The organism is Noviherbaspirillum sp. (assembly GCF_036846085.1).
GTDB lineage: Bacteria > Pseudomonadota > Gammaproteobacteria > Burkholderiales > Burkholderiaceae_D > Noviherbaspirillum.
On record NZ_DAIUCO010000144.1, the window covers coordinates 1 to 13,042 of the forward strand.

The window sequence follows — 13,042 nt, forward strand, 5'->3', positions numbered from 1 at the left end:
CATTGGAGTCCATGAACGCATTCGACACCGGCGGTTTCACCGTGCGCTTTTCGCCGACCAATCGCGTTGGCTCGCGCTTCGTGGAAATCACGGTGATCGGCAAGGACGGCAGGCTGCTGCGCTGATTCTGTCATTGCCCAACATTATTTCGGAACCCATATGCATATCGGACATTTGATCACTCGGCATGCGCGCTATCGGCCCCACCATCCAGCCGTGGTGTTCGGCGACCGGCGCTTTACTTATGCGGAATTCAATTGCCGCGTCAATCGCCTGGCGAACGCGCTGCAGTCGGCGGGTGTGCGCAAAGGCCAACGGATCGCCACCTTGCTGCCCAATAGCCTGGAATTGCTGGAGGTGTACTGGGCAGCCGCGAAAACCGGCGCCGTCGTCGTTCCCCTTTCGCCGATGCTGCTCGGCCCGGGGCTTGCCAGCCTGCTGGGTGATTCCGACGCGGTGCTCCTGTTTACCTGCGACACGCTGCGGCCTGTAGTGGATGACATACGGAGCAGCTTGGCGGGGCTGGGTGAAGGGCGAATCGTATTGACCGATGGGGATGCGCCGGGCTACATCGGCTATGAGCGATTCACCGACAATGCCGATGCGGAGCCGAGCGATGCAAGCCTGCATCCGGAAGATATCTACAACATCATGTACACCAGCGGCACGACCGGTCTGCCGAAAGGTATCGTGCATACGCATTCCATCCGGGCGAACTACGGCACGCTCATGGCCAGCGCGTTCCGCATCGCGCCGGAATCGGTGGTGTTGCATACCGGATCGATCGTCTTCAACGGTGCATTCACAACGCTGATGCCGTGTTTCTACGCAGGAGCGACCTATGTCCTGCATCCCCAGTTCGATGTCGAGGAACTGATCGCCACCATCAAGCGGGAGAAGGTCACGCATACCATGCTGGTGCCATCGCAGATCGTCGCCATGCTCTCGTCGCCCAGCTTCGATCCCGATGCCATGCAGTCCCTGCAGATGGTGCTGTCGCTCGGCGCGCCGCTGCATAACGAGTACAAGGAGAAGCTGAACCGGTTCCTGCCGGGACGCTTTCATGAACTCTATGGCCTGACGGAAGGTTTCATGACGATCCTCGATCGCGATGACGCCGTTCGCAAGCAGGGATCGGTGGGTGTGCCGCCGCCGTTCTCCGACATGCGTATCGAGCGTGAGGATGGGGCCCGGGCGGCGCCGTTGGAAGTCGGCGAAATCGTCGGGCGTGGGCCCCTGCTCATGCCGGGTTATTTCAAGCGCCCCGACCTCACCTCCGAAGCAATCATCGACGGCTGGCTGCGCACCGGCGATCTGGGTTATGTCGATGATGACGGCTTTCTTTACCTGGTCGACCGCAAGAAGGAAATGATCGACAGCGGCGGCGTGAAAATCTATCCGCGCGATATTGAAGAAGTCGTGGTGCGGCATCCCGATGTTCTGGAAGCGGCGGTATTTGGTATTCCGCATGATAAATGGGGTGAAACGCCGCTTGCCGCGGTGGTTCTGAAGCGCGCCGGGGCACTGTCTGAAGGCGAACTCAAGGAGTGGATCAACGAGCGTGTGAGCGCGCGTTATCAGCGGGTTCAGGAAGTCGCGATACTGGCGGAGTTCCCGCGCAACGCCGCCGGGAAAATACTCAAGCGGGAATTGCGGGGCAAGTACTGGCAGGGAAGGGAAGGCAAAATCTAAACGATTGCCCCGGCGTTTTGGCAATGAAAAAGGGTTGCGTCGCGCAACCCTTTTTTACGTCCATCCGTATCAACAAGACCTGGTGCGGATCGCGTTATCTGCTTTCCATCTTGAACACCGCCTTCACTTCGCGCTTGACGTCTTCGATCGCTTTCATGTGCGCGTCCTTGTTGTAGCCCACGGTTGCGCCTACGCCGGTGCAGGCATCGGTGCGTTCGAACGGCTTGCCGGTATCGATGTTCACGATGCTGCCGCCCGCACCTTCCTCCAGCCGGCATTTCACTGCCTGCTGTGCCTGCGGCAGGCGTACCTGCGGGGGCAGCGTTTGGGAGTCGAAGCCGTGATAGGAATCCGGATATCCGATGATGGAGACATCCGCGCCGCGCGCCTGCAGGCGGCTGACGTAGTCGCGGCATGGCGCGATCGGCACATAGTCGTCGGCTTCGCCGTGGAAGATGCGGATCGGCTTCGCATCGATCTTCTCGTCGTCGATGTATTTGTAGCAGGGCGGGTAGAAGGCCATGTACGTGGCAAAGCGGGCTTTCTTGCTGCCGTACGTTTCGTTGAACCTGTTCATCGCCGCGTACACGCTCGCTACGCCGCCTTTCGAAAATCCGAGAACGCCGATACGCTGCGGATCGACCATCGGATGAGTGGCCAGGAGATCCAGTGCACGGTAGGCGTCGTACAGCATCGCGAGATGATCCAGCAGGCCCTGGTCAGCCACGGTGCTGGTGATGCCGCGTCCGGTGAAGGAGTCCAGGAGGAAGACCGCGACGCCGATCGAGTTGAGTTCGTGCGCCCAGCGATCGATGTTGATGCCGATGCCGGACGAGCCGTGTACCGCGATCAGGGTGGGGAATTTCGTGCCCGGCTTGCCGACCGGTACACGGAGTTCGCCGGCGAGCGTAACTGGTTTGCCGTCGGTTTTGCCGCTCAGGAACTGCGCGGTGGACAACGTCATGCTTTGAATCGGATGGACTTCCGTGCGCGCGGCGTACTGTTGCGCGCATACGGAACTTGCCAGCACCATCGCGATGCCGGCAATCAGGCCTTTTACTACCTTCATTGATTATCTCCTTGGCGGTGTATGAATCGGCCGCTCTCCGGCGGCCTATTCTTTCCCGCATCTACGTGATGATGCGGTAGCAAGGATTATATTTCTTTCCGGGAAGTTTCATGCGGTGCTGTGCGACAAAAGACGACAAAAGCGCATCCATCGGCCCCATGATTTTCGCGTCGCCGCGGATTTCAAACTTGCCGTGTTTCTCGATCGCGCGAATGCCCTGATCCTTCACATTGCCGGCCACGACGCCGGAGAATGCGCGGCGCAGGTTCGCGGCCAGCAAGTGGCTGGGCTGGTCTTTTTGCAGCTGCAGGTTGCGCATGTTTTCGTGCGTGGGCAAAAACGGCTTCTGGAACTCGTGATCGACCTTGAGCAGCCAGTTGAAGTAGTAGGCATCGCTTCGCTCCTTGCGGAATTCACGCACCCGTTTCATCCCGTCCTGCATCTCCTGCGCCACCCGAACCGGGTCGTCGACGATGATTTTGTAGCGACGCTGTGCCTCCGCGCCGATCGTTTCGCCGATGAACCGATCGATCTGCGTGAAGTAGTCAGCGGCGCTCTTCGGACCGGTGAAGACAAGCGGGAACGGGAGGTCGGCATTGTCGGGATGAAGCAGGATGCCGAGGATATAGAGTATTTCCTCGGCCGTGCCGGCGCCACCCGGGAATACCACGATGCCATGTCCCGCCCGCACGAACGCTTCCAGCCGCTTCTCGATATCGGGAAGGATCACCAGGTCGTTGACGATGGGGTTTGGCGATTCGGCGGCGATGATGCCCGGCTCCGAAAAGCCGAGATAGCGGCCGCCGGTGATGCGCTGCTTGGAGTGGGCGATCGCGGCGCCTTTCATCGGTCCTTTCATCGCGCCCGGGCCGCAGCCGGTGCAAATGTCCATTGCCCGCAAACCAAGCTCATAACCGACATCCTTGGTGTAGTCGTATTCTTCGCGCGAAATCGAATGGCCGCCCCAGCATACGACAATGTTGGGCGTGGTCATCGGCCGCAGGACATTGGCGTTACGCAGGATATGGAATACCGAGTCGGTAAGCCCTTCGGTCGTCTCGAGATTGAACTTCGGATTGCCGTTGATCTCGTCGTTGATGTAAATCACGTCGCGCAATACGGCAAACAGGTGCTCGTGGATGCCCTTGATCATCCTGCCGTCGACAAAGGCCCGCGCCGGGGCGCTCTTCATGTCGAGCTTGATGCCACGCTCGCGCTGGATGATGCTGATATCGAAATTCTTGTAACGTTCCAGCAGTTCCTTGCCGTCATCCAGTCCGTTGCCGCAGTTCAGGACCGCCAGCGAGCAGCTGCGGAAGACGTCGTACAAGCCGCCCTGGCTGGTATCGAGCAGCTTGGCGACTTCAGCTTTGGAAAGAATTTCGAGGCGGCCTTCCGGTGAAATTTGTGTATCGACAACGTTGTATTCCATAGATTCGGATTCAATTGACATGTGTTGTTGTGGTGATTGCCCGGGTTTCTTGAACGCCGCGACGGCATGCGTCCAATTCTATTACGGTCTCGATTGCAGCGATACGGCTTCCTTATCGTTGTATGTCAATCCGTAAAGAGAGTCGTCTCAGATCATTGTTTGCATGATGGACATCAAATGCGCCACTCATTACACTCGGATGACGCGATGCTGCCGGCGTGGATGGCAACACTGATATGAAGGAGACAATATGAAAGGCAGTTGTCTGTGCGGGACGGTTACTTACGAAGTCGAAAAGCTGGCATCATCCATCCAGCATTGTGCTTGCCGTACCTGCCGTAAGGCGCACGCCGCGGCGTTCAACAGTGCGGCGGGGGTCACGCCGGCGCATTTCAAATGGACCTCCGGCCAGGAGGCCTTGAAGTCGTTTGAGTCGTCGCCCGGGAAACAACGATATTTTTGTTCCGTCTGCGGATCGCATCTCCTCGCCAGCAGGGAAGGCAAGCCGTACCTGATCCTGCGCGTGGCGACGCTCGATGATGATCCCGGTGTCAGACCCGAATTCATGATCTGGAAATCGCAGGCTGCGCCCTGGCTGGCATTCGACGATTCGGTGCCTGCGCATGCAGAGTGGCAGCCAGGGCACGAATAGCATGGTTCAGATATCGACGAAACCGCGGCCGAGTTCGATCACTCGGCCGCCGACATGGATCCGCTTGTTCGTGCCTACGTCGAGATGCAATCTGCATTCGCGATTGACCGCTTCACCCTGGCGTATCTGTACTTTGCGAGGCAGTTGTCTGCCGGTTGCGATCAGCCATCCACCAAGGTTGGCGCAAGCCGATCCGGTGCCCGGATCTTCGCCGACACCGCCTCCTTGCATGGTGAAAAAATAACGTGCCAGGACGTTGGCGCTGTTGCCGCCATCTTCCTCGAACGCGAAGAGGTATGCCGTCTTTCTGCCGAGGCTGCTCACAGGCCATTGGTCGAGCAAATCGCCTGCAGGCTGCGCGCGGCGAACCGCATCGACGGATCTGACAGGAATGAGCAACTGGTCCGCGCCGGTATCGACCCACATCGGCGACTCAAGCAGGTCCGCCGCAGTCAGTCCGACCATCCGCGCGATGAATTCGTCAGGGAGCCCGGTGGGGCGTGTGGCCGGCATGCCGGATGCCGGCGCGATGAAGGTCCACGTATTGCCCTGAGCGGTCACGTCCACCAGGCCGGCCTTGAAATCGAGCTTCAGTTGATCGCCTTTTCCAAGCAAATCCCTCAGCACATGCGCCGATCCAAGTGTCGGATGACCGGCGAAGCGCATTTCGTATCCTGTCGTGAATATGCGTACGTGGGCATCTGCCCGGTCCGACGGCATCAGGAAGGTGGTCTCCGATAAATTGAACTGCCGCGCCAGCGCCTGCATCTGATCATCGCTGATACCGCGGCCATCTTCAAAAACGCAGAGGGGATTGCCCCCGAAAGTCGATTCGGCAAATACATTGACGATGCGAAAACCGTATCGCGCCATTTGATCCTTCCCTTCATCTGTCCGATTTATCAATGGCATAAGCCTAGCAAGATCCTGTTGCAATGCCAAAGAAAGTGTTGAAAAGAAATTTGATGGGACAGGTTGAAACCCGCTTGGAGATTGGCTAGAATCGCTTTACTGTATATAAACACAGTAAAGAATTTTGAGGCGACGTTTTCACGACGTTTCTATTTTCAGCAATGTGTAGTGTGTTCTGTTCGAACGGAGACTGCCATGTTAAAGGTAGGTACCCTGGTAGGAGCTGGCCGTTGGCCTAACCAGTCTGCATATCCCGATCTATGGGAAAAGCCGGTTGCGGGTAAGGTCCTGGACTTTTGCGATATCCGGGCATGGGCAAATTCCATCTATTTCCCGACCGATAACCCGCACCCTGGCGAGGTAATGACACTTGCGTTGAAGCTGCGCGAACAAGGTGTCCTGCAAGATTTGACGCCTGTGCACTGGGATTTCCATTCACACCAGAAAGTGACCTGGGAAAAAACATCGTCGCTTCGTCCCTATGCGGAGGACGTCGCATTGTGGAAGGCGGCCAAGGCGCTGCGCATGGATGAAATCGAACATCCCCGCCGCCGCAAGCGTCGCGACATCGGCGAATTCCTCCCGCATGACATGCAACATCTCGCACTGCAAAGGTTGGTGCATGCATGAGTTCTGCCAGCGATCACGCAAGACTTTTCGATCGACGCTCAAGAAAGCGATTCGTTGAAAGACTGGCAAGGACCAGCGCAGCGGATCGATTATTCCGATCAACTATTGCGCAAACGCAATGCCCATTACATGGATCCGGCCTAGACTGAAATCGGTCCCTTAAGGCCTCCCAGGAAGTACTTAAACCGCACGGTGCGAACTGTGCGGTTTTTTTTCGTGTGCGAAAGATTTTGATGACAAAAAATCATGAGGAAAATTCCTACAAAGTTCGTCCTTTCCTGCAAAAAAATTGATACTGCTCAAGTTATCGGCTTCGAAGCCCGGCATACTTGCGTTTAAGAAAATTTCCTCAACGAACCTGGTGCGCATGATGAACAACGAGTTGAACACAGACGAAGTGATTAACAATATGGTGAGCGCTGTCTGCGGCCAAGGCGCGACAAGCCGCGAGCGGCATATGTATCGTGAAACGCTGCGGAACCTGGTTCGGCTTGCGAAGGCGGAGCAGATGGCGGAAATGAGAGCCAACGTCGAGAAACTCACCAGCTTTAGCGAAGCCCGTACCGACAAGGCATCGCAACTCAATCATCAAACACCGGCGGCCTCTTCCCGCCAACCCGAAGCCCAATCAGGAGCGGCTTGAATTCGTTTGCGAATGATTCATCCCTACGCGAACCGGCGGCAGATTTCGTTCTCCAATCAAGGACTTGAAAAGCTGCCGAATCGCGCGGAAATCAGTGTCTAAAATATTAAAATCCACTGTATAATCGCTTTAGAACGGTCGTGCTTTTTGGCTGGGATTTAACGAGGAGACAGCATGGATTTGAATTACACGGCGGAAGATCTTGCCTTCCGCGACACTGTTCGCGCCTTCCTGGATGCGAATCTGCCCAAAGACCTGCAGCATAAGGTTCTCAACCATATACGACTGTCCCGCGAAGACTTCGTCCGCTGGCACAAGATCGTGGCCAAACAGGGTTGGGTAGGTACCGGCTGGCCGGTCGAGTATGGCGGCACAGGCTGGACCCCGGTGCAGCGCCACATCTGGGAAGAGGAGTGCGCAAGCGCCGGCACGCCTTCCATCCTTCCTTTCGGCGTCAACATGGTGGCGCCCGTCATCATGGCCTTCGGTAACGAAGCGCAGAAGCAGCATTACCTTCCCCGTATTCTGAATTGCGACGACTGGTGGTGCCAGGGGTATTCCGAGCCGGGCTCCGGTTCCGATCTCGCGTCGCTGAAGACTCGCGCCGAGCGCCAGGGCGACCACTACATCGTCAACGGCCAGAAAACCTGGACCACGCTGGCACAGCACGCTGACATGATTTTCTGCTTGGTGCGCACCGATCCCGCCGCACGCAAGCAGGAAGGCATTTCCTTCCTCCTGATCGACATGAAGACGCCGGGCATCACCGTGCGTCCGATTATCATGCTCGACGAAGAGCACGAGGTGAACGAAGTCTTCTTCGACAACGTCAAGGTCCCGGTCGAGAATCTAATCGGCGAAGAGAACAAGGGCTGGACCTACGCCAAATACCTGCTCGGTCACGAGCGGACCAATATTGCCGCAGTCGGCCGCGCCAAGCGCGAACTGCTGTTCCTGAAGCGCCTCGCCGAAAAGCAGAGCAAGAACGGCAAATCGCTGATGGAAGATCCGGTGTTCTCCGCGAAGGTGGCGAGCCTGGAAATCGAAATCATGGCGCTCGAGATGACCGTGCTGCGCGTCCTCTATAAAGAAGGCGGAAAGCGCGGTCCGGGACCGGAGGCGTCTTTGCTGAAGGTGAAGGGCACCGAGGTGCAGCAGATGCTGACGGAACTGATGGTGGAAGCCGTCGGGCCGTATGCAATGCCGTTCGATCCGAACTACCTGGAAGGCGAGCGCGAGCACAGTATCGCGGGCGACGACGATGCGGCCCCGCTGGCCGGCTATTACTTCAACTTCCGGAAGACCTCGATCTACGGCGGTTCGAATGAAATCCAGAAAAACATCATTACCCAGATGATCCTGGGCCTGTGAGGAGACGACATGCACTTTAACTTTACGCCAGAACAGCAACAGTTCTCCGACGCACTTCGCCGCTGGGTCGAGAAGGATTACACCTTCGATCATCGCAACAAGATCATTCAGTCGGAGCAGGGCGTGTCCGACCAGGCTTGGGCAACGCTGACCGAGCTCGGCATGACCGCACTGCCGGTGCCGGAAGAGCAGGGCGGCTTTAATGGCTCGGCAGTGGACATGATGGTCGTGATGCATGAAATCGGCCGTGGCCTCGTGATCGAGCCGTATTTCGCCACGGTGCTCGGCGCGCGATTCCTCAAGCTGGCAGGCGGTCAGGAAGCGCTTCTGGAACAGGTTGCAGGCGGGGAACTGAAGCTGGCTTGCGCGCTCGGCGAGAAGCAGTCACGCTATGAATTGTTCGACATCGCCACGACGGCCAAGGCAAATGGCGGCGGCTTTGTCCTGAATGGCAGCAAGACGGTCGTGGTGCATGGCGCGCAGGCAAATCAGTTGATCGTCTCGGCACGAAGCAGCGGTGGCCAGCGCGATACAGGCGGTATCTCGCTGTTCGTCGTGCCTGCGGATGCAGCCGGCGTGACCCGGCGCGAGTACCGTACGCTCGACGGTCATCGTGCCGCCGACATCACGCTGGCAAACGTTGAAGTGCCCGCATCCGCGCTGCTTGGCAAGGAAGGCACAGGTTGGGATGTGCTTGACGCGGCCGCCGACTATGGCGCGACGCTGTTGTGCGCGGAGGCGGTCGGGGCAATGGAGGCGCTGAACGAAGCCACACTCGAATACCTGAAAACCCGCCAGCAATTCGGCGTACCGATCGGCAAATTCCAGGCCCTGCAGCACCGGATGGCGGAAATGTTCATGCAGCTTGAGCAGGCACGCTCGATGGCGACGCTGGCTGCGGTCAAGATCAGTTCCGCAGATGCCGAAGAACGCCGCCGTACCGTTTCCGCCGCCAAGGCGCGGATCGGCCAGGCACTGAAGTTCGTCGGCCAGCAGGCCGTGCAACTGCATGGCGGCATGGGCGTGACCAATGAAGTGCAGGCTGCGCACCACTTCAAGCGATTGACGATGATCGAGCTCACGCTCGGCGATACTGACTACCATCTGGCGCGCTTTGCCGCACAGCCGGGATTCAGGAAGGCTGCCTAGGAAGCCCTTGATCGTTCATTCATCGAAAGGACTGTGAATGTCTCAACCGAAGTGGTACTTCGAGGACTTCGTGGTCGGCAGGACGATCGACATCGGAACGCGGACGGTCAGCGAGGAAGAGATCATCGACTTCGCCACGAAATTCGACCCACAACCGTTCCATGTCGATAAGGACGCCGCCGCCAATTCCATCTATGGCGGCATCATCGCCAGCGGGTGGCATACCTGCAGCATGATGATGCGCATGATGGTGGACGGCTTCCTGCGCGATGCGGCCAGCATGGGGTCGCCGGGCGTCGACGAGGTCCGCTGGCTGAAGCCGGTGCGTGGCGGCGATACGCTCACCGTCACCACGACCGCCATGGAGACGCGCCCGTCGACCAGCAAGCCTGACCGAGGCGTGGTCGTCAATCTGTGGCAGGCGAAAAACCAGCACGGCGAGCTGGTGGCGACGGTCAGGGGAATGGGCCTGTTCCGGCGCCGTCCGCCGGCCTGACCGGCAGCCGGGGCATCCGGTTGCCATCAGACTGATAAAACAGCAGCAAATTATATTGGAGACAGCATGCGCGAAATCGCATCCCTCGCAGAACTCAAGGGCCTCATCGGCCAGGAAGTCGCCGTATCGGACTGGGTGGAAATCACGCAGGAACGTGTGCAGATGTTTGCCGATGCCACCGGCGACCATCAATGGATACACCTCGACGTGGAGCGCAGCCGCAAGGAATCCCCATATGGCGGCACCATCGCCCATGGCTTCCTCACCCTGTCCCTGTTGCCGATGCTGATGGCAAGCGCGATCCGCATGAGCGACGTGAAGATGGGCGTCAACTATGGCGTCAACAAGGTGCGGTTTCCCGCGCCGGTACCGGTCGGCAGCAAGGTCCGGGGCCGCATGACATTGCTGTCGGTGGAGGATATTCCCGGCGGTGCGCAGATGACCTGGCAGGTGACGATGGAGCGCGAAGGCGGCGACAAGCCGGTCTGCGTCGCTGAATCGGTATCGCGCCGATATACCTGAGACCTGATTGACATAACGGCGGCTGATGATTCAGCCGCCGTTTTTCATTCTGTCCAATGTTCAGCGCTTCGCGTATTGAGTGCCGCCGAACAGGGTCTCCCTTGATTTGTCGTCCAGCAGCGGCTTGCGCAGGTTCGCCAATACCTCCACGCCCCGCTGAACCGCCGGCCGTTCGCTGATCTCGTCGAACCAGCGTTTGGCGTCCGGGAATTCCGTCCAATCTATTCCCTGGTTCTTCCATGAACGCAGCCACGGGAAAGTCGCTATATCAGCAATCGTGTATTCCTCGCCGGCGAGGTAGCCGGATTTCTTTACCTGCTTGTCAATCACGCCATACAGCCGTCTTGTTTCGTTGGTATAGCGATTGATTGCGTATTCGATTTTTTCCGGCGCATAAATGCGGAAGTGATGCGCCTGACCCAGCATCGGACCCACGCCACCCATCTGGAACATGAGCCACTGCAGTGTGTTGAATTTTTCGCGATCGCTGTTACCGAGGAATTTGCCGACCTTGCTGGCCAGGTAAACCAGGATGGCGCCCGATTCGAACAATGAGATCGGTTTGCCGTCGGGACCGTCGGCATCGACGATGGCGGGAATCTTGTTGTTGGGGGAAATGGCAAGGAAGTCGGGCTTGAACTGGTCGCCCGCGCCGATATCGATGTGATGAACGCGGTAGGGCAGGCCGCATTCCTCCAGCATGATATGGACCTTGTGGCCGTTGGGTGTGGCGGTGGAATAAACGTCGATCATGGGTTCTCCTGCAAGGTTGACGATGGTCCCGGATTTCTGCATCGATTATGCAGAAATCCGGGACTCCGCGCTTTCCACCGCAGGAGACCCGGGTGCCGGAACGGGATCAGGAACGTGTGATGGGCAGTTCCAGGTCTTTCGCCGGCACGGCGATGTGCTTCGCCAGTTCCAGCTTGGCGATCGAATTGCGGTGCACCTCGTCAGGACCGTCGGCGATCCGCAGCGTGCGGTTGCCGGCCCATTGATACGCGAGCGGGAAGTCGTCGCAGACGCCGCCGGCACCGTGCGCCTGGATCGCCCAGTCGAGCACCTGCTGGGTCACATTCGGCGCCAGGACCTTGATCATCGCGATCTCGGCTTTCGCATGCTTGTTGCCGACCGTGTCCATCATGTATGCGGCCTTCAGCGTCAGCAGGCGGGCGGTATCGATCATGATCCGCGCATCGGCGATCCGCTCATGCCATATGCTTTGCTCGGAGACGCGCTTGCCGAACGCAATGCGTTCGTTGAGGCGCTTGCACATGTATTCCAGCGCGCGTTCCGCCACGCCGATGGCGCGCATGCAGTGGTGGATGCGGCCCGGTCCGAGGCGGCCCTGCGCAATTTCAAATCCGCGCCCTTCACCCAGCAGGATGTTGGATGCCGGCACGCGCACGTTTTCGAACAGGATTTCGCAATGGCCATGCGGCGCATCGTCGTAGCCGAATACCGGCAGCGGACGCTTAATGGTGATGCCCTTGGTATCGGCGGGAACCAGGATCATCGACTGCTGGGAATGGCGGGGTGCGTCTGGGTCGGTCTTGCCCATTACGATGAAAATCTTGCAGCGCGGATCGCCCGCGCCGGAAATCCACCATTTGTGTCCATTGATGACGTACTCGTCGCCGTCACGCTCGATGCGGGTCGCGATGTTGGTGGCGTCGGAAGAGGCGACCGCCGGTTCCGTCATCGCGAACGCCGAGCGGATCTCGCCGCGCAGCAGCGGCTCCAGCCACTGGCGTTTATGCTCCTCGGTGCCGTAGCGCTCGATCGTTTCCATGTTGCCGGTATCCGGCGCGGAGCAGTTGAATACCTCGGCGCCCCAGGGCACGCGGCCCATGATTTCGCACAGCGGCGCATAGTCAAGGTTCGACAGGCCCTCGGGGGCGCGTGTCGACTTGGGGAGGAACAGGTTCCAGAGTCCGGCAGCACGGGCTTTCGGTTTCAGATCTTCAATGATGGTGGTGGCAAGCCAGCGATTGCCTTTTTCGACGCCGTTGCGGTCGATTTCCTGCTTGTACGCCTTCTCGTTCGGATAAACATGCTCATCCATGAATGCGAGCAGTTTTGCCTGCAATTCCTTGCAACGGTCCGAGTATTCGAAATCCATGATGTCTCCTTGCCTTTGTGGTCTATGTGAGTAGCGTTATGGTGCCGATGCTGCCGGCCTCAGGTCGCGCTTGCGTATTTCCAGCCCATCTCCGCCATCGGGCGCGCCGACTTGCCCGATGCCAGCGCCTGCTCGCTGGATGCGGTGCCGTCCACATAGCGCTTCATGATGCCTTGCAGGATGCCGGCCATGCGGAACATGTTGTAGGCGAGATAGAAATTGAAATCTTCCTTGCGAATGGTCTTGCCGGTGCGCGCGCAATACTTCGCGATGTATTCTTCTTCGCTCGGGATGCCGAGCGCCTTGTGGTCGAGCCCGCCGATGCCGCGGAATTGTCCCTGCGGGATATGCC

General features: G+C 58.5%; 13 protein-coding genes and 1 pseudogene. 8 read left to right on the forward strand and 6 right to left on the reverse strand.

Features of this window, described 5'->3' with window-relative positions; translation table 11 throughout:
* Positions 1 to 159: 159 nt before the first annotated feature.
* Complete coding sequence (locus tag V7080_RS16290) at positions 160 to 1,692, forward strand: class I adenylate-forming enzyme family protein (protein WP_334189447.1); 1,533 nt, start codon at positions 160 to 162, stop codon at positions 1,690 to 1,692.
* 94 nt (positions 1,693 to 1,786) lie between these two features.
* Here V7080_RS16290 and V7080_RS16295 read toward each other — a convergent pair whose 3' ends face one another.
* Positions 1,787 to 2,761: a dienelactone hydrolase family protein gene (locus V7080_RS16295; RefSeq protein ID WP_334189448.1), complete on the reverse strand. Its 975-nt coding sequence runs from the start codon at positions 2,759 to 2,761 to the stop codon at positions 1,787 to 1,789.
* Between the two features lie 61 nt (positions 2,762 to 2,822).
* The gene (ppnN, locus tag V7080_RS16300; protein ID WP_334189449.1) at positions 2,823 to 4,193 is read right to left on the reverse strand and encodes a nucleotide 5'-monophosphate nucleosidase PpnN; all 1,371 of its coding nucleotides are present in this window, start codon (positions 4,191 to 4,193) and stop codon (positions 2,823 to 2,825) included.
* Between the two features lie 250 nt (positions 4,194 to 4,443).
* Between ppnN and V7080_RS16305 the strand changes: the two genes are divergently transcribed.
* Positions 4,444 to 4,845 carry a GFA family protein gene (locus V7080_RS16305; RefSeq protein WP_334189450.1) on the forward strand — a complete coding sequence of 134 codons (402 nt, stop codon included), beginning with the start codon at positions 4,444 to 4,446 and terminating at the stop codon, positions 4,843 to 4,845.
* A 6-nt stretch (positions 4,846 to 4,851) separates the two neighbouring features.
* Here V7080_RS16305 and V7080_RS16310 read toward each other — a convergent pair whose 3' ends face one another.
* Complete coding sequence (locus V7080_RS16310) at positions 4,852 to 5,718, reverse strand: PhzF family phenazine biosynthesis protein (RefSeq protein ID WP_334189451.1); 867 nt, start codon at positions 5,716 to 5,718, stop codon at positions 4,852 to 4,854.
* A 234-nt stretch (positions 5,719 to 5,952) separates the two neighbouring features.
* Here V7080_RS16310 and V7080_RS16315 point away from each other — a divergent pair, with 234 nt between their 5' ends.
* The 6 genes from V7080_RS16315 (at position 5,953) to V7080_RS16340 (ending at position 10,568) form a co-directional block, all read left to right on the forward strand.
* On the forward strand, positions 5,953 to 6,387 hold the full coding sequence (locus tag V7080_RS16315) for a hypothetical protein (protein WP_334189452.1): 435 nt from the start codon (positions 5,953 to 5,955) through the stop codon (positions 6,385 to 6,387).
* 289 nt (positions 6,388 to 6,676) lie between these two features.
* Complete coding sequence (locus V7080_RS16320; protein ID WP_334189453.1) at positions 6,677 to 7,030, forward strand: hypothetical protein; 354 nt, start codon at positions 6,677 to 6,679, stop codon at positions 7,028 to 7,030.
* A gap of 174 nt (positions 7,031 to 7,204) precedes the next feature.
* Positions 7,205 to 8,401, forward strand: a complete 1,197-nt coding sequence (locus V7080_RS16325) for an acyl-CoA dehydrogenase family protein (RefSeq protein ID WP_334189454.1) — start codon at positions 7,205 to 7,207, stop codon at positions 8,399 to 8,401.
* A gap of 9 nt (positions 8,402 to 8,410) precedes the next feature.
* Entirely contained in the window at positions 8,411 to 9,550 is a 1,140-nt protein-coding gene (locus V7080_RS16330) for an acyl-CoA dehydrogenase family protein (RefSeq protein ID WP_334189455.1), read from the forward strand.
* A 37-nt stretch (positions 9,551 to 9,587) separates the two neighbouring features.
* On the forward strand, positions 9,588 to 10,046 hold the full coding sequence (locus V7080_RS16335) for a MaoC family dehydratase (protein ID WP_334189456.1): 459 nt from the start codon (positions 9,588 to 9,590) through the stop codon (positions 10,044 to 10,046).
* A gap of 66 nt (positions 10,047 to 10,112) precedes the next feature.
* Positions 10,113 to 10,568, forward strand: a complete 456-nt coding sequence (locus V7080_RS16340; RefSeq protein ID WP_326857643.1) for a MaoC family dehydratase — start codon at positions 10,113 to 10,115, stop codon at positions 10,566 to 10,568.
* A 60-nt stretch (positions 10,569 to 10,628) separates the two neighbouring features.
* Here the strand turns inward: V7080_RS16340 and V7080_RS16345 are convergent, their stop codons facing one another.
* The 3 genes and pseudogenes from V7080_RS16345 to V7080_RS16355 all read right to left on the reverse strand — a co-directional run.
* Positions 10,629 to 11,321, reverse strand: coding sequence for a glutathione binding-like protein (locus tag V7080_RS16345; RefSeq protein ID WP_334189457.1), 693 nt, complete (start codon positions 11,319 to 11,321; stop codon positions 10,629 to 10,631).
* Between the two features lie 106 nt (positions 11,322 to 11,427).
* Entirely contained in the window at positions 11,428 to 12,690 is a 1,263-nt protein-coding gene (locus V7080_RS16350; protein WP_334189458.1) for an acyl-CoA dehydrogenase family protein, read from the reverse strand.
* A 59-nt stretch (positions 12,691 to 12,749) separates the two neighbouring features.
* A pseudogene (locus V7080_RS16355) lies at positions 12,750 to 13,042 on the reverse strand (phosphotransferase family protein); the annotation flags it as partial.

Bases quoted from the DNA above. Each gene is read 5' to 3' on its own strand.
- V7080_RS16290 (WP_334189447.1), top strand. From the start codon at position 160: ATGCATATCGGACATTTGATCACTCGGCATGCGCGCTATCGGCCCCAC.
- V7080_RS16295 (WP_334189448.1), bottom strand. From the start codon at position 2,761: ATGAAGGTAGTAAAAGGCCTGATTGCCGGCATCGCGATGGTGCTGGCA.
- ppnN (WP_334189449.1), bottom strand. From the start codon at position 4,193: ATGGAATACAACGTTGTCGATACACAAATTTCACCGGAAGGCCGCCTC.
- V7080_RS16305 (WP_334189450.1), top strand. From the start codon at position 4,444: ATGAAAGGCAGTTGTCTGTGCGGGACGGTTACTTACGAAGTCGAAAAG.
- V7080_RS16310 (WP_334189451.1), bottom strand. From the start codon at position 5,718: ATGGCGCGATACGGTTTTCGCATCGTCAATGTATTTGCCGAATCGACT.
- V7080_RS16315 (WP_334189452.1), top strand. From the start codon at position 5,953: ATGTTAAAGGTAGGTACCCTGGTAGGAGCTGGCCGTTGGCCTAACCAG.
- V7080_RS16325 (WP_334189454.1), top strand. From the start codon at position 7,205: ATGGATTTGAATTACACGGCGGAAGATCTTGCCTTCCGCGACACTGTT.
- V7080_RS16330 (WP_334189455.1), top strand. From the start codon at position 8,411: ATGCACTTTAACTTTACGCCAGAACAGCAACAGTTCTCCGACGCACTT.
- V7080_RS16335 (WP_334189456.1), top strand. From the start codon at position 9,588: ATGTCTCAACCGAAGTGGTACTTCGAGGACTTCGTGGTCGGCAGGACG.
- V7080_RS16340 (WP_326857643.1), top strand. From the start codon at position 10,113: ATGCGCGAAATCGCATCCCTCGCAGAACTCAAGGGCCTCATCGGCCAG.
- V7080_RS16345 (WP_334189457.1), bottom strand. From the start codon at position 11,321: ATGATCGACGTTTATTCCACCGCCACACCCAACGGCCACAAGGTCCAT.
- V7080_RS16350 (WP_334189458.1), bottom strand. From the start codon at position 12,690: ATGGATTTCGAATACTCGGACCGTTGCAAGGAATTGCAGGCAAAACTG.